Origin of the sequence: Kitasatospora sp. NPDC001261 (assembly GCF_042896795.1) — a bacterium.
Classification (GTDB): Bacteria; Actinomycetota; Actinomycetes; order Streptomycetales; family Streptomycetaceae; genus Kitasatospora.
The window spans coordinates 83,403-101,951 of the sequence record NZ_JBIAXP010000002.1; the positions used below are offsets into that span (position 1 = coordinate 83,403).

Below are 18,549 nucleotides of genomic sequence, written 5' to 3' on the forward strand. Positions count from 1 at the left end.
GTGTGCCGCGCCGCGCGCGGGGTGCGCCAACCGGGCGATCACCACCCGGCGGGACCGACCGTACCGGTAGCGGTACGCACGGCAAAAGCGGCCTCCCCGAACGCCCCCGGACACGCCCGTGGGCCGGGCCCCCGGTGGGGTCCGGCCCACGGCACGAGCGGGCTCAGACGGCCAGCAGGTCGACCACGAAGATCAGGGTCGAGTGCGGCGGGATCGCCGAGGTCGGCGACTGGGCGCCGTACGCCAGACGCGACGGGATGGTCAGCTCGCGGCGGCCGCCGACCTTCATGCCGACGACGCCCTGGTCCCAGCCCTTGATGACCCGGCCGCCGCCCAGCGGGAAGCGGAACTCGTTGGGGCTCCGGTTCCAGCTGGCGTCGAACTCCTCGCCGGTCTCGAAGGTCACACCGACGTACCGGACGCTGACGTTCTGGCCCGGCTTGGCCTCCGCGCCGTCGCCCACGACGATGTCGCGGATCTGCAGCTCCGTCGGGGCGTCGCCGATCGGGAAGTCGATCTCGGGCTTCTCGTTGAGGTTGACGCTCACAGTCCCTCTTCTCACATTCGCTCTGCTGTCACGACCAAGCGGCGGACGCCCGCACCCGGTCCGTTCGTCCCGGACCACGGTACGGGCGCCCGCCGCCCGTTGGGGACCGGCCACGCGGCCGGACCCGAAGGTCACACGTGCACCATTGTCACCCGAAAGTGGATCAGCCCTGACCGGCGTCCAGGATGTCCACCACGAAGACCAGCGTCGCGCCGGGCGGGATGTCGCCCTGGCCCTTGTCGCCGTAGCCCAGCGAGGCGGGGATCACCAGCTCGACCCGGCTGCCGACGGTCTGGCCCTCCAGGCCCTGGTCCCAGCCCTGGATGACCTGGCCGCCGCCGACCGGGAAGGTGAACGCCTGGCCCTTGCTGAGCGAGGAGTCGAACACCTTGCCGCTGGAGAACAGCGCGCCGGTGTACTGGACGACGACCTTCTCGCCCTTCTCCACCTTCGGCCCGGTGCCCTTGATCAGGACGTGCGACTTCAGCTCGGTCGGGTCCTTCGCCCCGGCGACCGGGGTGATCTCGGCCGGCTTCTTGCCGTTGTCCTTGACCTGCGGGAAGTCCGCGGGCGGCGGGGTGACGGTACCGCTCACCACGGCGTCGGGCGCGTTGGCGTTGCGGATGTCGATCACGAAGACCAGGTCGTCCTTGGGCCCGATCGACATGTCGGCCTTGCCCTGGGCGCCGAACGCTGCGGCCGGCGGGGCCACCACCAGCAGCCGGCTGCCGGCCTTCTTGCCGATCACGGCCTGGTCCAGCGCCGGGATCAGCGAGTCGGTCCCGGCCTGGAAGATCTGCGGCTTCCCGTTGGCGTCGTACGAGCTCGGGATGTCCTTGCCGGTGTTCCAGTCCTTGGCGGTGTAGTCCACCGAGGCCCAGGAGTTCTTCTCCACCTTGGCGCCGGTGCCCTCGGTGAGCACCTTCACCACGAAGGAGCCGTCGGAGGCCTCGCCCGGGATCTGGATGTCGGCCTTCTTGCCGAAGTCGCCGGCGACCGTCGGCAGCACCTTGGCGCTGTCCTTGATCGGCGGCACCGGGTCGGCGGTCGGCGTGGGCGGCGCGCTCTTGGCCGCGTCCGGCTTGGCCGCGGCGCTGTCCTTGGAGCCGTCCTTGTTCACCATGTACAGCGTGACGCCGCTGCCGACCAGCAGCAGGGCGATCACCGTGCCGAGGATCACGCCCAGCTTGCCGACGCCGGGCGGGTTCTCGTCGTACCCGGCCTCCGACGTGTCGGACTTGCGCACGTTGGAGGCGAAGATCTGCGGGGCGTCGTCCGTCTTGGTCCCGCCCGCGGCGCGCGGCGCCTCGCCGGGCTGCGCCCAGCCCGCCTGCTGCGCCAGGATCGCCGGGGGGACGACGATCGACTCGCGGTCCCCGCCAACCGGACCGCCGGGACGAGAGGCGGCCGGGTCACCCGCGGAGCTGTCGTTCGCCGCGGTGCCGGCCCCGCCCGGGCTCGGCGTCTTCTCAGTCATGACTCCCCATCCATCTCGCCACGAGGTCTTCCAGGTCTGCGCCCGGCGTGGGCACGCCGGCCTGCCGTCGCACCGCCCGCCCCGGACCTCGGCGCCGGGCGGCGCCTGCCACAGTGCGTGGGCAGTATGACAGCTCAGGATGAGGGCGGACGCTTCGTTGTACGAGCGTCCGCCCAAGCGTACGGAATCCCCCCGGTGACTTCCTAGACCGCTTCGAGAATGTCGATCACGAAGACCAGGGTCGAGTTCGCCGGAACCGAGCCCTGCGCCTTGTCCTGGTAGCCGAGCGCCGGCGGCACCACCAGCAGGACCCGGCTGCCGACGTTCTGCCCGACCAGGCCCTTGTCCCAGCCCTCGATCACGCTGCCGGTGCCGATCTGCACCGCCTGCGCGCCGCCGTGCGTCCAGGAGGCGTCGAACTGCTGGCCGTTGGCCCAGAGCACCCCGGTGTACTGCACCACCAGGGTCTGCCCGCTCTTGACCTGCTTGCCCTCGCCCTTGATCAGCACCGCCTGCTGGAGGTCGGTGGGCGCGGCCTGCCCGGTCGGGATCGTGATCGTGGCCGGCGCCTTGCCGTTGTCCTTGACCTGCGGCATCGTCGCGGCCGGCTCGGCCATCGCCCCGGTCAGCGTGGAGTCCGGCGGCAGGCTCTCCATGATGTCCAGCACGAACACCACGGTGTCGCCCTTGTTGACGCCCAGCTGGGTGGAGCCCTGCTCGCCGAAGGCCGCCGCCGGCGGGGCGACCACCAGCAGCCGGCTGCCCACCTTCTTGCCGATCACGCTCTGGTCCAGCGCCGGCACCAGCTGCCCGCTGCCGGCCTGGTAGAGCTGCGGCTTGCCGTTGGCGTCGTACGAACTGGGCAGGTCCTTGGCGGTGGTCCAGTCCCTGGCGGTGTAGTTGACCGTCACCCAGTCGCCCTTGTTGACGGTCGCCCGGTCGCCCTCGCTGACCGTGTTCACCACGAACTGGCCGCCGGGCTGCTGGCCCTCGGGGATGGTGATGGTGGCCTTGCTGCCGAACCCGCCACCCGAAAGAGTGGGCATCGGTGACGCCTCGCCGACCGGCGCGGGCACCGTCGGGGCGGCGCTCGCCGCAGACGGCGTCACCGGGCCCGCCGCCTTGGGCGAGCTGCTGCAGGCGACCGCGAGCAGCAACGGCAGGGTGAGAAGCAAACCGGCGGTGCGGCGCACGGTGGTCCTAACTGTCGGTCGAAGTCGGCTCTCCTGACTCGACGGACAGCGTATGCCCGGCACGCGTCCGGCCCCGGTAGACACCACCGGGGCCGGTCGCCGCCTTGATCACACGGCCGGGGGCTACATCCCCGCGATCAGCTTCTCCACCCGCTCGTCCACCGAACGGAACGGGTCCTTGCACAGCACCGTGCGCTGCGCCTGGTCGTTCAGCTTCAGGTGCACCCAGTCGACCGTGAAGTCCCGGCGCTGCTCCTGGGCCCGCCGGATGAAGTCCCCGCGCAGCCGGGCCCGGGTGGTCTGCGGCGGGATCGACTTGGCCTCGAAGGTCTTGAGGTCGGTGGTCACCCGCTGCGCCTGGCCCTTGCCCTGGAGCAGGTAGAACAGGCCGCGGCGGCGGTGGATGTCGTGGTACGCGAGGTCGATCTGCGCCACCCGCGGGTTGGACATGCTCATCTGGTGCTTCTCGCGGTAGCGCTCGATGAGCTTGTACTTCATGATCCAGTCGATCTCCTGGGCGACCCCGTCCAGCCGCTCGCTGCGGACGGCCTCCAGGGTGCGGCCCCACAGGTCGAGGACCCGGGCGACGGTGCCGGTGTTGATGCCCTTGCGGTCCGCGAACTCCAGGGCCTTGGTGTAGTACTCCTCCTGGATGTCCAGCGCGCTGGCCTCCCGGCCGTTGGCGAGCCGCACCTGGTGGGTGCCGGTGAGGTCGTGGCTGACCTCGCGGATCGCCCGGATCGGGTTCTCCAGGGTGAGGTCGCGCATCACCACGCCGGCCTCGATCATCCGCAGCACCAGGTCGGTGGAGCCGACCTTGAGCAGCGTCGTGGTCTCCGACATGTTGGAGTCGCCGACGATCACGTGCAGCCGGCGGTAGCGCTCGGCGTCCGCGTGCGGCTCGTCCCGGGTGTTGATGATCGGGCGCGAGCGGGTGGTGGCGGAGCTGACGCCCTCCCAGATGTGCTCGGCCCGCTGGCTGACGCAGAACACCGCGCCGCGCGGGGTCTGGAGCACCTTGCCCGCGCCGCAGATCAGCTGCCGGGTGACCAGGAACGGGATCAGCACGTCGGCCAGCCGGGAGAACTCCCCGTGCCGGGCCACGCAGTAGTTCTCGTGGCAGCCGTAGGAGTTCCCGGCCGAGTCGGTGTTGTTCTTGAAGAGGTAGACGTCCCCGGCGATGCCCTCCTCGTGCAGCCGACGCTCGGCGTCCACCAGGAGCCCCTCGAGGATGCGCTCACCGGCCTTGTCGTGCGTCACCAGCTCGACGACGTCGTCGCACTCGGGGGTGGCGTACTCGGGGTGGGAGCCGACGTCGAGGTAGAGGCGGGCGCCGTTGCGCAGGAAGACGTTGCTGCTGCGGCCCCAGGAGACGACCCGGCGGAACAGGTACCGCGCCACCTCGTCCGGGGACAGCCGTCGCTGCCCGCGGAACGTGCAGGTCACGCCGTACTCGTTCTCCAGCCCGAAAATCCGGCGGTCCATGAGCACTCCATTCTCTGTCGGAGCTGTCCGAAACCGCCTCCACGACGACTGGGCCGCCGCAGGGGCACCGGAGTCCCGAACGACGGCGGCAGGGCCGCCGTCCGGGACTCCACAGGCACTGCTACACCGGCGTGCCGTCCGCCGGGTTGTCCTCGTCGTCCGCTTCCGCGGACTGGTCCCCGTCGAGCAGCCGGCCCAGCTGGTTGCCCAGGATCCGCTTGAACTTGCGCTGCTGGAACCGCTGGCGGTCGAGGACCGCCACCTCCAGCTGCTCCGGCGTGAGGCCGCGCGGGCTGCCGCCGTTGGGGTCGCGGGCGAGCGAGTCCACGGCGAGCTTCACCGCCTCGGTGAGGCCGATGCCGGCGCGGTGGCGCTGGCCCAGGTAGTTGCCGATCGAGTCGGCGTTGCCGCCGACCACCACGTAGTTCTTCTCGTCCACGACCGAACCGTCCGGCGTGAGCCGGTAGATCTGGTCGTTGTCGGGGGTGCGGCCGACCTCGGCCACGATCAGCTCGACCTCGTACGGCTTCTCGCCGACCGAGGAGAAGATGGTGCCCAGGGTCTGGGCGTACACGTTGGCCAGGCCGCGGGCCGTGACGTCGGCCCGGTCGTAGGAGTAGCCGCGCAGGTCGGCGTAGCGGACGCCGCCGATGCGCAGGTTCTCGAACTCGTTGTAGCGGCCGACCGCCGCGAAGGCGATCTTGTCGTAGATCTCGGAGACCTTGTGGAGCGCCCTGGAGGTGTTCTCCGCGACGAAGACGATGCCGTCGGCGTAGGTGAGCACGACCACGCTGCGGCCGCGCGCGATGCCCTTGCGGGCGTACTCCGCGCGGTCCGCCATGGCCTGCTGGGGCGAGACGTAGAACGGTGTCGACACCGGCGGTCGTCCCTTTCCTGTGAGGTGATGGCTAGATCAGCGGGGCCTGCGGGCCGTTGGGCCGGTCCAGGCGCTCGTCGGTGATGGCGACGACGATCTCCGTCACCTCCGCGTCGGTGAGCCGGCGGAAGCCGTCCTCGGTGATCAGCGAGACGATCGGGAAGATCTTCCGGGCGAGGTCCGGGCCGCCGGTGGCGGAGTCGTCGTCTGCCGCGTCGTACAGGGCCTGGACGACCAGGGTGGCGGCCTGGTCGGCCGTCAGGCCGTCGCGGTAGAGCTTCTTCAGCGAGCCGCGGGCGAAGACGGAGCCCGAGCCGGTGGCGGCGAAGCCGCGCTCCTCGGACCGCCCGCCGGTGACGTCGTAGTTGAAGATCCGGCCGCGGCCGAGGTCCAGGTCGTAGCCGGCGAACAGCGGCACCACCGCGAGGCCCTGCATCGCCATGCCCAGGTTGCCCCGGATCATGGTGGTGAGCCGGTTGGCCTTGCCCTCCAGGGAGAGCGTGGCGCCCTCGATCTTCTCGTAGTGCTCCAGCTCCAGCTGGAACAGCCGGACCATCTCGACCGCGAGGCCGGCGGTGCCGGCGATGCCGACCGCGCTGTACTCGTCGGCCGGGAAGACCTTCTCCATGTCCCGCTGGGCGATCACGTTGCCCATCGTCGCCCGGCGGTCACCCGCGATCACGACGCCGCCGTCGAAGATCGCGGCCACCAGCGTGGTCCCGTGCGGGGCCTCGACCACGACGCCCTCGGGGAGCCCCCGGAGCCCGGGGACCATCTCCGGCTTGTGCTCGGCGAGGAAGTCGAGGAACGAGGACGACCCCGGGGTCAGGAAGGCAGCCGGTAGACGCCCGGTGCCACGAGTGTTGGCTTCCACACGATTCCTTCCAGGTAGCTTGAAGCGCGCGCTGCCCGCACCCTACCCGCCCGACGATCACTGTCCACGGGTGGAGGGGCCGGTGCCGGACGGCCGGGCGGTGTTCGCCGCCCGGCCGCCCCGATCGGTCGCGACCGTGAATTCGGAATGCCCGGACCGGGCTATTGCCCGCCCTTCTGGACGAATCCGCGAACGAAATCCTCGGCATTCGACTCGAGGACCTCGTCGATTTCGTCCAGAACCGCGTCGACGTCGTCGCTCAGCTTTTCCTGGCGCTCCTTGAGGTCCTCGGAATTCTGGCTTTCCGCGGCCTGCTCCTCGACCTCCTCGGAGGAGCGGTTCGCCCGCTGCTGGCCGCCGCCGGTGTCCTTGCTCGCCATTTCCCTCACCCCGCTCGATTCGTCTGGCACGGTTGGGTCGTTGCTTGCTGCACCGACCCTATACACAAGGTGCGACTGCCGCTCCCGGTTTGCCGGTGGCGCTTCCTGTCCAACACCCGCTGCCACCCCGGATGATTCCCATTCGGCGGACGTTCACCCATGGTGATCGAAAAGTTACCCGCCGGACAGCACCCGGAGCAGGTCCTCGGCCGTGCGGCAGCGGTCCAGCAGCTCCTTGACGTGGTTGCGGGTCCCGCGCAGCGGTTCCAGGGTGGGCACGCGCTGCAGCGAGTCCCGGCCGGGCAGGTCGAAGATCACCGAGTCCCAGGAGGCCGCCGCGACGTGCTCCGCGTACTGCTCCAGGCAGCGCCCGCGGAAGTACGCCCGGGTGTCGTCCGGCGGCTTGGAGACGGCCCGCTCGACCTCGCCCTCGGTGAGCAGCCGCTCGAACCGCCCGCGGGCCACCAGGCGGTTGTAGAGGCCCTTCTCCGGCCGTACGTCGCTGTACTGGAGGTCGACCAGGTGCAGCCGCGGGTTGTCCCACTCCAGGGCGTCCCGGCTGCGGTAGCCCTCCAGGATCTCCCGCTTGGCGACCCAGTCCAGCTGCCGGGACAGCGACATCGGGTCGCGCTCCAGCCGGCCGAGGACGTCCTCCCAGCGGGTCAGCACGTCCACCGTCTGCTCGTCCGCGTCGGTGCCGAAGCGGTCCTCGACGTACTTGCGGGCCAGCTCGAAGTACTCGAGCTGGAGCTGGACGGCGGTGAGCTTGCGCCCGTTGCGCAGGGTGATCAGGTGCTTGAGCGTCGGGTCGTGGGAGACCCGGTGCAGGGTGCGCACCGGCTGGTCGACGGCGAGGTCGGCGGCGATGAACGAGTCCTCGATCATCGACAGCACCAGCGCGGTGGTGCCCAGCTTGAGGTAGGTGGAGATCTCGGAGAGGTTGGCGTCGCCGATGATCACGTGCAGCCGGCGGTACTTCTCGGCGTCGGCGTGGGGTTCGTCCCGGGTGTTGATGATCGGGCGCTTGAGCGTCGTCTCCAGGCCCACCTCGACCTCGAAGTAGTCCGCCCGCTGGCTGAGCTGGAAGCCGTGCGCCGAGCCGTCCTGGCCGATGCCGACCCGGCCGGCGCCGGCGACCACCTGGCGGGAGACGAAGAACGGGGTGAGGTGGCGGACGATGTCGGCGAACGGTGTCGCCCGCTTCATCAGGTAGTTCTCGTGGGTGCCGTAGGAGGCGCCCTTGTTGTCGGTGTTGTTCTTGTACAGGTGGATGGTCTGCCCGTTGGGCAGTTCCAGCGCGCGCTGCGCGGCGGCGGCCATGATCCGCTCGCCGGCCTTGTCCCAGAGCACGGCGTCGCGCGGGTTGGTCACCTCGGGCGAGCTGTACTCGGGGTGAGCGTGGTCCACGTAGAACCGGGCCCCGTTGGTGAGGATGACGTTGGCGAGGCCGATGTCCTCGTCGGTCAGCTGGCTGGCGTCCGCGACCTCGCGGGCCAGGTCGAACCCCCGTGCGTCGCGCAGCGGATTCTCCTCCTCGAAGTCCCAGCGGGCCCGCCGTGCCCGGTGCATCGCCGCCGCGTACGCGTTGACGATCTGGGACGAGGTGAGCATGGCGTTGGCGTTGGGGTGCCCGGGCACGGAGATCCCGTACTCCGTCTCGATGCCCATCACGCGCCGTACGGTCATGCGGCCCTCCTTGCCCGGTGCACCGCCCCCGACGGGCGGAGCACTCTGACGTACCGCCGAACAACACCGGTGCCGGGCCTCTGCCCGCGCACGGTGGGTCGAGCCTAGAACCCGGCGCCGAACGGCGGGCCCGGAGACGCGCCGTCCGGCTGCGGGGCCGCGAGGCGCCACAGCCGGACGGTGTGCGTACAGCTCCGGGGACCGCTGCCGGCCCGGACAACCGCGTGCTTACAGGTACTGCCCCGTGTTGGCGACAGTGTCGATCGAGCGGCCGGACTCGGCGCCCTGCTTGCCGGTGACCAGCGTGCGGATGAAGACGATCCGCTCGCCCTTCTTGCCGGAGATGCGGGCCCAGTCGTCCGGGTTGGTGGTGTTCGGGAGGTCCTCGTTCTCCTTGAACTCGTCGACGCAGGCGGCGAGCAGGTGGGAGACGCGCAGGCCCCGCTGACCGTGGTCGAGGAAGTCCTTGATGGCCATCTTCTTCGCGCGGTCGACGATGTTCTGGATCATCGCGCCGGAGTTGAAGTCCTTGAAGTACAGGACCTCCTTGTCACCGTTGGCGTAGGTGACCTCCAGGAAGCGGTTCTCCTCGGTCTCGGAGTACATCCGCTCCACCACCGACTGGATCATCGCGACCACCGTGGCCTCGACGGAGCCCTCGTGCTCCTTGAGGTCGTCCGGGTGGAACGGCAGCGAGTCCTTGAGGTACTTGGAGAAGATGTCCTTCGCGGCCTCGGCGTCCGGGCGCTCGATCTTGATCTTGACGTCCAGGCGGCCGGGCCGCAGGATCGCCGGGTCGATCATGTCCTCGCGGTTCGAGGCGCCGATGACGATGACGTTCTCCAGGCCCTCCACGCCGTCGATCTCGGCGAGCAGCTGCGGGACGATGGTGTTCTCCACGTCCGAGCTGACGCCGGAACCGCGGGTGCGGAACAGCGACTCCATCTCGTCGAAGAAGACGATGACGGGCGTGCCCTCGCCCGCCTTCTCCCGGGCCCGCTGGAACACCAGGCGGATCTGCCGCTCGGTCTCGCCCACGTACTTGTTGAGCAGCTCGGGGCCCTTGATGTTGAGGAAGTAGCTCTTCCCCTGGGGGCGTCCGGTGACCTCGGCCACCTTCTTCGCCAGCGAGTTGGCGACCGCCTTGGCGATCAGCGTCTTGCCGCAGCCGGGCGGGCCGTAGAGCAGCACGCCCTTGGGCGGGCGCAGCTCGTACTCCTTGAAGAGGTCGGCGTGCAGGTACGGCAGCTCGACCGCGTCGCGGATCAGCTCGATCTGGTTGCTCAGGCCGCCGATCTGGCGGTAGTCGATGTCCGGGACCTCCTCGAGGACCAGCTCCTCGACCTCGGACTTCGGGACGACCTCGAAGACGTAGCCGGAGCGGGGCTCCAGCAGCAGGGCGTCCCCGGACCGGATGGTCAGCCCGCGCAGCGGTTCGGCGAGGCGCACCACCCGCTCCTCGTCGGTGTGCCCCAGCACCAGGGCGCGCTCGCCGTCCTCCAGGAGCTCCTTGAGGGTGACGATCTCGCCGATGTTCTCGAAGGCCATCGCGTCCACGATGTTGAGGGCCTCGTTGAGCATCACTTCCTGGCCGCGCCGCACCTCGTCGAGGGCGACGCTCGGGCTGACGTTCACGCGGAGCTTGCGCCCGCCGGTGAAGATGTCCGCGGTGCCGTCCTCGTTCGCGTCGAGGAAGGTGCCGAAGCCGGCCGGGGGCTGTGCCAGCCGGTCCACTTCCTCCTTGAGGGCCACGATCTGGTCGCGGGCCTCTCGCAGGGTGGAGGCGAGCCGTTCGTTCTGGGCGGTCACGCCCGCCAGGTTGGTCTGGAGCTCGACGATCCGCTCTTCGAGGATCCTCGAATTGCGCGGCGAGTCGGCGAGCTTGCGGCGCAGCACGGCGATTTCCTGCTCAAGGTACGAGACCTGAGCGGCCTCGTCGGAACCACGAGCGGGCCTGCCGGTGCTGCGGTTGTAGTCGTCATCGTGGGCTGCCACGGTCCTCACCTCCTCCGGGGAGCTGGACGCTTCCAGACCCTACCTGGGACCAGGGGTCCGTAAACCCCTAGATCAAGAAAGATGGAACGGGCGTGTCCGATCTTCGCCCCAGCGTGCTTCCCCTCTGCTAAGGGGGATACCCACCGCGCACCACCCAAAGCGGGCCAGATGTATCGTCGAGCGAAGTGATATCCGATCGCGACCACAAGTCGAGGTCCGATCGTTGTACGAATGGCGGGATTGCTCCAGGAATAGGGGCGACCCGGGACAGAAACGGCAGGGGACCATGTCGGTGACCGAGCAGACGGCGGCGGCCGAGGCGCTGGAGGTGTGGATCGACCAGGATCTGTGCACCGGTGACGGCATCTGCGTGCAGTACGCGCCCGAGGTCTTCGAGCTCGACATCGACGGGCTGGCCTACGTGAAGGGGCCGGACGACGAGCTGCGCCAGCAGCCCGGGGAGAGTGCCCCGGTGCCGCTGACGATCCTTCAGGACGTGGTGGACTCGGCGAAGGAGTGCCCCGGCGACTGCATCCACGTGCGCCGGGTCGCCGACCGGGTCGAGGTGTACGGCCCCGACGCGGAGTAGGACGGGCCGGGCTCAGGCCTGGTGGAGCGGGGCGGCGGTCTGGGAGCGTTCCCAGCCGCCGCTCCGCTGCGTCCAGGTGAGGTCGAGCGAGATGTCGGGCCGGAACCGCGGCACGTCCTCGCTCGAATACCCCTGCGCGTGGCCGGTGATGGCGCCGTCCGAACGCACCGCGATCCGGCTCACGGTGAGGTTCTCGCGCTCGGGGAGCAGGGTGGCCACCACCTCGGGGCGCCCGCCCGGGCCGAAGCCGAGCAGGTAGACGGCGTCCGGCGGGGTGCCGGTCTCGGTGGCGCAGTGCGCGGCGACCACCGTGCCGGGGCGTCCGTCGCCGAGCCGGGCCGGCACGCTGAGCGCCGTCTTGACCGGGAACGGGCCGCAGTCCAGCGGGAGTTGGGCCCGGGCCGGGTCGGGGGCGGCGCTCGCGGCGAGGGCCTGGGGGGTGCCGTGCGCGGGCACCGGGGTGCCGGTCGCCGGGGAGGCCGCGAGCGCGGCCGCCACCACCGCGCCGCAGCCGGCCAGGGCGACGGCCCAGTGCCAGGGGACGGTGCGCGCGTGCCCGGGCCCGGAACGGCCCCGCGGTGTCTGCTGTCCAACCGTCGCCGTCGTCCCGACCGCGGTCTCCACCAGGCGTCCCCTCCAGCGCTCCAAGAGCCAAGGCGTGAGCCAGCATCGTCCCACACCGTGGTCGGCGGAATGCGAAAGGGGTGGTACGAGCGGTGTGCTCGTACCACCCCTTGTCGGTGGGTTCGGGGCTCAGCCCAGGTCGGGCTGGTCCGCCTCCGTGGCCTGGGCGGCCTTGCGGGCGGCGGCGCGCTCCTGGAGGGTGGGCTCGGGCGTCCCGTTGTCGTAGTCCTCGCCGTACGCGCCCTTGGCCGGACGGCGGCGGCGCAGCGGCGGCTCGACGCCGTCCGCCAGGCGGCGGGCGGTGAGCAGGAAGCCGGTGTGGCCGATCATCCGGTGGTCCGGGCGGACCGCCAGGCCCTCCAGGTGCCAGGTGCGGACCATGGTCTCCCAGGCCTGCGGCTCGGTGAAGGTGCCGTGGTCGCGCAGCGCCTCGACGGTCTTCGACATCTGCGTGGTGGTGGCCACGTAGCAGCAGATGAGGCCGCCGGGGACGAGCGCCTTGGAGGCGACGTCCAGGCACTCCCAGGGCGCCAGCATGTCGAGGATGACGCGGTCGACGTCGGTCTCGACCAGGTTGTCCTGGAGGTCGCCGACGGTGAGCTTCCACGCCGGGTGCGGGCCGCCGAAGTAGCGCTCGACGTTGCCCTGGGCGATGTCGGCGAAGTCCTGCCGGCGCTCGTAGGAGGCCAGCATGCCGGTGTCGCCGACGGCGCGCAGCAGGTAGGTGGAGAGCGCGCCGGAGCCGACGCCGGCCTCGACGACGCGGGCGCCGGCGAAGATGTCGGCCATCGCCAGGATCTGCCCCGCGTCCTTGGGGTAGATCACGGCGGCGCCGCGCGGCATGGACAGGACGTAGTCGGGGAGCAGGGGGCGCAGCGCGAGGTACGGGACGTTCCCCGTGGTGCGCACGACCGTGCCTTCGGGGGCGCCGATCAGCTCGTCGTGCGGGAACGCACCCTTGTGGGTGTGGAACTGGTTCCCGGCCTGGAGCGTGAACGTGTAGTGGCGACCCTTGGGGTCGGTCAGCTGGACCTGGTCCCCGACCTGGAAGGGCCCGCGTCGGCGGGCGGCACCGGTCGGTTCGGACATGCGGACAATCCTAAGGGAAGCGGAGCCTTCCGCCTTACCACCATGATCAGCGGCCGGAGACGGCGGCGGTCAGCCGCTGCTCGATGTCGCTGAGCGCGGCCACGCCGTACACCCGGCCGTCCGGCTCGACCACCAGGTACTCCCCCGCCGGGGTGGCCTGGACGGCCCTCAGCAGGTCCTCGCCGCCGAGGTCGGCGTCCAGCCGCAGCCCGGGTTCGAGGTCGCGGGCGAGCGGGCCGACGGCCACCCAGGGGCGGCGGTGCTCGGGCACCGAGCGGACGGCGGACTCCCGGACGAGGGCGATCGGCTCGCCCCGGCCGTCCACCACGATCACCGCGCCGGCCCCGGCCTCGCGGGCGCGGCGCAGCGCCTCGCCGAGCGGGGTGTCGGCGGTGACCTCGACGGCCCGCCGGGCCAGCTCGCGCAGCCGCAGGGAGGGCAGCACCTCCTTGAGCCGGGCGTTGCGCAGGCTGCCGGTGGCGCCGTTCCAGATGATCGCGGCGAGCACCGCGGCCAGCACCGCGTCCACCAGGGTGTCGGTGGTGGTGCGCTCGACCCCGCGGGCGGCGCTCAGCAGCGGCAGGCCGATCAGCACGGCGACGGCCAGCCCGCGGCCGACCCAGGCGGCGGCCACCGTGCCGGTCATCGGCCGGCCGGTGATCGCCCAGACGACCGCGCGCAGCATCCGGCCGCCGTCCAGCGGCAGGCCGGGCAGCAGGTTGAACGCGGCGACCACCAGGTTGGAGACCATCAGGCCGGTGAGCAGCACCCCGGGCACGGTGGACAGCTCCACCGCCCGCACCCCGAGGTAGAACACGCCGCCGAGCAGCAGCGAGAGCAGCGGGCCGACGAAGGCCAGCCAGAACTCCCGCCAGGGGCTCTCCGCCTCGTTCTCGATCTCGGAGACCCCGCCGAAGAACTGGAGCTGGATCCGCCGCACCCCGAGCTTGTACCGCAGTGCGACCAGGGTGTGGGCGAGCTCGTGCACCAGGACGGAGGCGTAGAAGGCGACCGCGAAGAAGAACGCGACCAGGTAGCGGGCGCCGCCGAGGTCGGGCAGCACGTCGCCCAGCTGCCCGCCGAACACCCAGGTGATCAGCGCGGCGATGACGAACCAGGAGGGGGTGACGTAGATGGGCACGCCGAAGGGCCGGCCCATCAGGATTCCGCCGCGGCGCTCGGGCGGCGGCGCGGCCGGGCGCCCGTCGCCCGCCTGCGGTGGCTGTTCGGAGGGCTGCTGCCCCCTGCTGTCGCTCACCGTGATCCCTTCGGTCGTCTCCCCCGTCGTGCCCGGTGCGCCCACGCTACGTGATCGCGGCCCCCCGGCGCTGCGCGGCCCTCCTTCTGCCTTCATACCCACTCACCGGCGGCTGTGGCAGCACCGTGGCAGCGGGATGACAGCAAAGGGCAATAGGGTCGTAGCCATGCAGCACACCCAGACCAGCAGTGCCGCCGGGCGCCCGGCGGCACCCCCGACCGGGCTCTCCCCGTCCCGAGCGGGGGACTTCCTCACCTGTCCCCTGCTGTACCGGCTGCGGGTGATCGACCGGCTGCCCGAGCCGCCGAGCTCGGCGGCGACCCGGGGCACGCTGGTGCACGCGGTGCTGGAGCGGCTGTTCGACAGCCCGGCGGCCGAGCGGACCCCGGACCGGGCGCTGGGCCTGCTGCGCCCGCAGTGGGAGCGGCTGCTGGGCGAGCGCCCGGAGCTGGGCTCGCTGTTCCCGGACGACCCGGACGGTGCGGCGCTCACCCGCTGGCTGGCGGACGCCGAGAAGCTGGTCGGCCAGTGGTTCCGGCTGGAGGACCCGACCCGGCTGCACCCGGTGGAGCGGGAGCTGTACGTGGAGACGGCCCTGGACTCGGGGCTGCTGCTGCGCGGCTACATCGACCGGGTGGACGTCGCCCCGACCGGCGAGGTCCGGCTGGTGGACTACAAGACCGGCCGGGCGCCCTCGCGGGACTTCGAGGGCAAGGCGATGTTCCAGATGAAGTTCTACGCCCTGGTGGTGTGGCGCTGGAAGGGCGTGCTCCCCAAGCGCCTCCAGCTGGTCTACCTCGGCGGGGGCGGGGACGTGGTCAGCTACGACCCGGACGAGGCGGACCTGCTCGCGGTGGAGCGCAAGCTCCGGGCGCTGTGGGAGCGGATCGGCCACGCGGTGGCCACCGGGGACTTCCCGGCGACCCGCAACCGCCTCTGCGACTGGTGCGACCACCAGGCCAGCTGCCCGGAGTTCGGCGGCACCCCGCCGCCGTACCCGCTGCCGCTGGCCCGTACGTCGGATGAAAGCGATCCCACGGGGGATCCGATGAGCAAGGAGTCCTAGGTGACGATCCGAGTGCTGCTGGTCGACGACCAGCCGCTGCTGCGCACCGGTTTCCGGATGATTCTGGAGGCCGAGTCCGACCTGGTGGTGGTCGGCGAGGCCGGCGACGGCCAGCAGGCGCTGGACCAGGTGCGGGCGCTGCAGCCCGACGTGGTGCTGATGGACATCCGGATGCCCAGGATGGACGGCGTCGAGGCGACCCGCCGGATCGCCGGCCCGGGGCGCGACGGCCCGGCCAAGGTGCTGGTGCTGACCACCTTCGACCTGGACGAGTACGTGGTGGAGGCGCTGCGCGCGGGCGCCAGCGGCTTCCTGCTGAAGGACGTCCCGGCCGAGGAGCTGGTGCAGGCGATCCGGGTGGTCGCGGACGGCGCGGCGATGCTGGCGCCGAGCATCACCCGCCGGCTGCTGGACATGTACGCCACCAAGCTGCCCTCGGGCGACGAGGCGCCGCCGCAGGCGCTGGGCGCGCTGACCGAGCGTGAGCTGGAGGTGCTGAAGCTGGTGGCGCGCGGGCTGTCGAACGCGGAGATCGCGGCCGAGCTGTTCGTCAGCGAGACCACCGTGAAGACCCACGTGGGCCATGTGCTGACCAAGCTCCAGCTGCGCGACCGGGTGCAGGCGGCGGTGTACGCCTACGAGAGCGGGCTGGTGCGCCCGGGCGCCCTGTAGCGGGCCGCTAGCGGCCCCAGGGCGGCAGAAACGTCACGGCGGCCCGCCTGCTCCCCCGTACCGACGGGGAAGCGGGCGGGCCGCCGTCCTGCGGGCGCTACTTGTTGGTCCGGCTGATCTCCCAGAAACGGAAGTAGCCGGTGGTGTCGACGGTGGACTCGACGCCGGTGACGTACGAGCGGGCCGCGAAGAAGGACTTGTTCTGGTACAGCGGGATCAGCGGCACGTTCTCGGCCTCGATCTGCTGTATCTGCGCGTAGGTGCCGGCCGCGGCGCTGCGGTCGGTCTGCTTGAGGCCCTCCGGCACCAGCCGGCCGCTGATCCGCGGGTCGTCCCAACCGTGGTGGTACGCACCGCCGTTGATCAGCAGCGGGGCGAGGTAGTTGTCCGGGTCCGGGTAGTCGGCGAACCAACCGATGATGTACGCCTGGTACTTGCTCTCGGCCCAGCCCTTGCGGTACGAGTCCCAGTCCGGCTCCTGGGCGAGCGTCACCTGGAACAGGCCGCCGGTCTCCAGCTGCTTCTTCAGCGTCTCGGCCTCGTTGCTGCCGGCCCGCGAACGGGACCAGGTCAGCGTGAACTTGACCGGGGTCTGGACCTTGGCGTCGGCCAGGATCTTCTTGGCCTTGTTCACGTCCTGGTCGCCGTAGCGGTCGAAGAAGGCCGTGGTGTGGCCGGGCAGGCCGGCCGGGACCATGGAGTAGAGCGCCTGGACGGTGCGGGCGAAGACGTCGCGGGCCAGCGCCTTGCGGTCCATCATCTGGGCGACGGCCTGGCGGACCGCGACGTTGCTCATCAGCGGGTCCTTGGTGTTGAGGACCAGCGAACGGGTGTCGTTGCTGTCGCCCTCGGTCACCTGGAGGTCGGCCTTGCCGCCCTGCTGGTCGGAGCGGACCTGGGCGGCGGTGTTCGGCTCCAGGCTGTTGTCGGTGAGGTCGATCTCGCTCTTGTCCAGCGCGGTCTTCAGGTCCTCGGCCTTGTCGAAGTACCGCACGGTGAACTTGCTGTTCCGGAGCTTGGCCTCGCCGCCGTACTTGTCGTTGGCCGACAGCACGACCTTGCCCAGCTGCTTGCCGCCGTTCAGGTTCTCGACCGAGTCGATGCGGTACGGGCCGGAGCCGATCAGCTTGTCGTTGGGGACGACCTTGTCGGCGGGGTAGACCTGGTGGTCCACGATGGCGCCGGCCGGGCTCGCCAGCTTGGCCGGCAGGGTGGCGTCGGGCGCGGAGAGGTGGAAGAGCACCTCGTTGTCGCCCTTGGCCTCGACGGACTTGATCGAGTCCAGCAGTTCGACCGGGCCGTTCTGGTCGTTGATCTTCTTGGTGCGCTCGATCGAGAAGACCACGTCCTGGGCCGTCATCGGGTGCCCGTTGGAGAACTTCAGACCGGGCTTCAGGGTGCAGTGGTACTCGGTGGCCTCGGCGCTGGTGAACTCGCAGGACTGCGCGGCGTCCGGGGAGGGCGCACTGGCGGCGGCCTGGAAGGTGAGCAGCGACTGGAAGGTGTTGCGCAGCAGCAGCCAGGAGCCGGAGTCGTAGGCGGCGGCCGGGTCCAGGACACCGGTCAGCTGGCTGGTGCCCATGGTGATGGACTTGCCGCTGTCCCCCTTGACCACGTCGGTCACCGATCCGCAGCCCGCCACCGACACGGCGACCAGGCCGGCGCAACCGAGTACTGCCAGGCGTTCAGCTGAAGTCTTCACGAGGCGCGTCCTTCTGGGTGGCACGAACTGGAGTAGCGTGCCATATCGAACACGCACGACCGGTACCCGTGCAGATGACGTTTGGGACACGGTCGTTGAGGGCATCACCACGCGCCCGACGAGTTGTCAGCCAATGACCGTTTTCTCCCCCGGCAGCGCCGGTCCGGGGGCTCGCCGGGCCTCGTACCGGCGAGTAGAGCCGTCTCGCAATGAGACGACAATCACACCCGCGAGGCGACCAGGGAGCGCAGCAGGTCGAGGTCGACCTGCTCCAGCGAGGACACCACCAGCCGCCCCGGAGCCGGCTCGACCGGCGCCACCGAGGGCACCGCGATCACCGGGCAGCCGGCCGCCTCGCCCGCCCGCACCCCGGTCGGGGTGTCCTCGACCACCACGCAGCGGGCCGGCTCCGCGCCCAGCCGCCGGGCCGCCTCCAGGTACGGGTCCGGGAACGGCTTGGTGCGCGGCACCTCGTCCCCGCCGATGCTGAAGGCGAAGTGGTGGGCGCCCAGCGAGCGCAGCACGATGTCGATCACGTGCCGGTGCGAGGCGGACACCAGGGCGGCCGGGATGCCGTGCGCGGCAAGGGTGTTGAGCAGCCGCTCGGCGCCCGGCATGAGCGGCACGCCGCCCGCCAGCAGGTCGACGAAGCGCTGGTTGACCAGCACGCCGAGGTCCGCCGGCGCGATGTCCGCCCCGGTCCGGGCGACCAGGTACTCCATCACCCTGGCCATCGGACCGCCGACCACGTGGGCGCGGTCCGCCTCGTCCAGCTCGTGGCCCAGCTCGGCGAAGAGCGAGGCCTCGGCCTGCCACCAGAAGTCCTCGGTGTCCACCAGCGTCCCGTCCATGTCCAGCAGCACCGCCTGGAGCCCGCGGTCGTCCCCGTGGTCGAGGATGCGCGTGGCAGTGGGGCTGGTGGTCATGGCGGGGGTCCTTCCGGCAGGCCCGGGCGGCCCCGGGGAAGGCACGGGCCGGCCCGCAGGTGAGCGGACCGGCCCGTTCAGGATCATCAAGGATACGCCCGCTTCGTCC

Annotated in this window: 17 protein-coding genes and 1 pseudogene; 3 read left to right on the forward strand and 15 right to left on the reverse strand. The window is 70.9% G+C overall.

Going from position 1 to position 18,549, the window contains the following annotated elements; translation table 11 throughout:
* Window positions 1-163: 163 nt before the first annotated feature.
* The 10 genes and pseudogenes from ACFY4B_RS03400 to arc all read right to left on the reverse strand — a co-directional run bounded on the left by ACFY4B_RS03400 (window position 164) and on the right by arc (window position 10,514).
* Entirely contained in the window at window positions 164-547 is a 384-nt protein-coding gene (locus ACFY4B_RS03400; RefSeq protein ID WP_049652003.1) for an FKBP-type peptidyl-prolyl cis-trans isomerase, read from the reverse strand.
* A 163-nt stretch (window positions 548-710) separates the two neighbouring features.
* Entirely contained in the window at window positions 711-2,024 is a 1,314-nt protein-coding gene (locus ACFY4B_RS03405) for an FKBP-type peptidyl-prolyl cis-trans isomerase (protein WP_049652002.1), read from the reverse strand.
* Window positions 2,025-2,227: 203 nt separating this feature from the next.
* Window positions 2,228-3,217: an FKBP-type peptidyl-prolyl cis-trans isomerase gene (locus ACFY4B_RS03410; protein ID WP_074002320.1), complete on the reverse strand. Its 990-nt coding sequence runs from the start codon at window positions 3,215-3,217 to the stop codon at window positions 2,228-2,230.
* Between the two features lie 123 nt (window positions 3,218-3,340).
* Complete coding sequence (gene pafA, locus ACFY4B_RS03415) at window positions 3,341-4,702, reverse strand: Pup--protein ligase (RefSeq protein WP_049652001.1); 1,362 nt, start codon at window positions 4,700-4,702, stop codon at window positions 3,341-3,343.
* Window positions 4,703-4,823: 121 nt separating this feature from the next.
* Complete coding sequence (gene prcA / locus ACFY4B_RS03420; RefSeq protein WP_049652000.1) at window positions 4,824-5,579, reverse strand: proteasome subunit alpha; 756 nt, start codon at window positions 5,577-5,579, stop codon at window positions 4,824-4,826.
* Window positions 5,580-5,610: 31 nt separating this feature from the next.
* The gene (gene prcB, locus ACFY4B_RS03425) at window positions 5,611-6,408 is read right to left on the reverse strand and encodes a proteasome subunit beta (protein WP_369808298.1); all 798 of its coding nucleotides are present in this window, start codon (window positions 6,406-6,408) and stop codon (window positions 5,611-5,613) included.
* A pseudogene (locus tag ACFY4B_RS03430) lies at window positions 6,405-6,482 on the reverse strand (recombination endonuclease VII); the annotation flags it as partial. The gene prcB and the pseudogene ACFY4B_RS03430, both read right to left, overlap by 4 nt.
* Window positions 6,483-6,614: 132 nt before the next feature.
* Window positions 6,615-6,833, reverse strand: coding sequence for a ubiquitin-like protein Pup (locus ACFY4B_RS03435; protein WP_049652012.1), 219 nt, complete (start codon window positions 6,831-6,833; stop codon window positions 6,615-6,617).
* Between the two features lie 174 nt (window positions 6,834-7,007).
* Window positions 7,008-8,519, reverse strand: a complete 1,512-nt coding sequence (dop, locus tag ACFY4B_RS03440; RefSeq protein WP_049651998.1) for a depupylase/deamidase Dop — start codon at window positions 8,517-8,519, stop codon at window positions 7,008-7,010.
* 228 nt (window positions 8,520-8,747) lie between these two features.
* Window positions 8,748-10,514 carry a proteasome ATPase gene (gene arc, locus ACFY4B_RS03445; RefSeq protein ID WP_049651997.1) on the reverse strand — a complete coding sequence of 589 codons (1,767 nt, stop codon included), beginning with the start codon at window positions 10,512-10,514 and terminating at the stop codon, window positions 8,748-8,750.
* A 286-nt stretch (window positions 10,515-10,800) separates the two neighbouring features.
* Here arc and ACFY4B_RS03450 point away from each other — a divergent pair, with 286 nt between their 5' ends.
* On the forward strand, window positions 10,801-11,103 hold the full coding sequence (locus tag ACFY4B_RS03450; protein WP_049651996.1) for a ferredoxin: 303 nt from the start codon (window positions 10,801-10,803) through the stop codon (window positions 11,101-11,103).
* A 12-nt stretch (window positions 11,104-11,115) separates the two neighbouring features.
* Here ACFY4B_RS03450 and ACFY4B_RS03455 read toward each other — a convergent pair whose 3' ends face one another.
* The 3 genes from ACFY4B_RS03455 to ACFY4B_RS03465 form a co-directional block, all read right to left on the reverse strand.
* Entirely contained in the window at window positions 11,116-11,727 is a 612-nt protein-coding gene (locus ACFY4B_RS03455; protein WP_387966336.1) for a hypothetical protein, read from the reverse strand.
* Between the two features lie 129 nt (window positions 11,728-11,856).
* On the reverse strand, window positions 11,857-12,816 hold the full coding sequence (locus ACFY4B_RS03460; protein WP_049650977.1) for a tRNA (adenine-N1)-methyltransferase: 960 nt from the start codon (window positions 12,814-12,816) through the stop codon (window positions 11,857-11,859).
* 46 nt (window positions 12,817-12,862) lie between these two features.
* The gene (locus tag ACFY4B_RS03465) at window positions 12,863-14,074 is read right to left on the reverse strand and encodes a site-2 protease family protein (protein ID WP_049650978.1); all 1,212 of its coding nucleotides are present in this window, start codon (window positions 14,072-14,074) and stop codon (window positions 12,863-12,865) included.
* A gap of 166 nt (window positions 14,075-14,240) precedes the next feature.
* Between ACFY4B_RS03465 and ACFY4B_RS03470 the strand changes: the two genes are divergently transcribed.
* Both ACFY4B_RS03470 and ACFY4B_RS03475 read left to right on the forward strand, forming a co-directional pair.
* Window positions 14,241-15,140 (forward strand): RecB family exonuclease, encoded by a 900-nt coding sequence (locus ACFY4B_RS03470; protein ID WP_049650979.1) that lies wholly within the window; start codon window positions 14,241-14,243, stop codon window positions 15,138-15,140.
* Entirely contained in the window at window positions 15,141-15,812 is a 672-nt protein-coding gene (locus ACFY4B_RS03475) for a response regulator transcription factor (protein WP_049650980.1), read from the forward strand.
* 97 nt (window positions 15,813-15,909) lie between these two features.
* On the opposite strand, the gene ACFY4B_RS03480 is transcribed toward ACFY4B_RS03475, so the two are convergent.
* Both ACFY4B_RS03480 and ACFY4B_RS03485 read right to left on the reverse strand, forming a co-directional pair.
* Window positions 15,910-17,514, reverse strand: a complete 1,605-nt coding sequence (locus ACFY4B_RS03480; RefSeq protein ID WP_158077697.1) for an ABC transporter substrate-binding protein — start codon at window positions 17,512-17,514, stop codon at window positions 15,910-15,912.
* Between the two features lie 221 nt (window positions 17,515-17,735).
* The gene (locus ACFY4B_RS03485) at window positions 17,736-18,440 is read right to left on the reverse strand and encodes an HAD family phosphatase (protein ID WP_049650982.1); all 705 of its coding nucleotides are present in this window, start codon (window positions 18,438-18,440) and stop codon (window positions 17,736-17,738) included.
* Window positions 18,441-18,549 lie beyond the last annotated feature (109 nt).

Bases quoted from the DNA above. Each gene is read 5' to 3' on its own strand.
- pafA (WP_049652001.1), bottom strand. From the start codon at position 4,702: ATGGACCGCCGGATTTTCGGGCTGGAGAACGAGTACGGCGTGACCTGC.
- dop (WP_049651998.1), bottom strand. From the start codon at position 8,519: ATGACCGTACGGCGCGTGATGGGCATCGAGACGGAGTACGGGATCTCC.
- ACFY4B_RS03485 (WP_049650982.1), bottom strand. From the start codon at position 18,440: ATGACCACCAGCCCCACTGCCACGCGCATCCTCGACCACGGGGACGAC.
- ACFY4B_RS03460 (WP_049650977.1), bottom strand. From the start codon at position 12,816: ATGTCCGAACCGACCGGTGCCGCCCGCCGACGCGGGCCCTTCCAGGTC.
- ACFY4B_RS03470 (WP_049650979.1), top strand. From the start codon at position 14,241: ATGCAGCACACCCAGACCAGCAGTGCCGCCGGGCGCCCGGCGGCACCC.
- ACFY4B_RS03405 (WP_049652002.1), bottom strand. From the start codon at position 2,024: ATGACTGAGAAGACGCCGAGCCCGGGCGGGGCCGGCACCGCGGCGAAC.
- ACFY4B_RS03435 (WP_049652012.1), bottom strand. From the start codon at position 6,833: ATGGCGAGCAAGGACACCGGCGGCGGCCAGCAGCGGGCGAACCGCTCC.
- ACFY4B_RS03450 (WP_049651996.1), top strand. From the start codon at position 10,801: ATGTCGGTGACCGAGCAGACGGCGGCGGCCGAGGCGCTGGAGGTGTGG.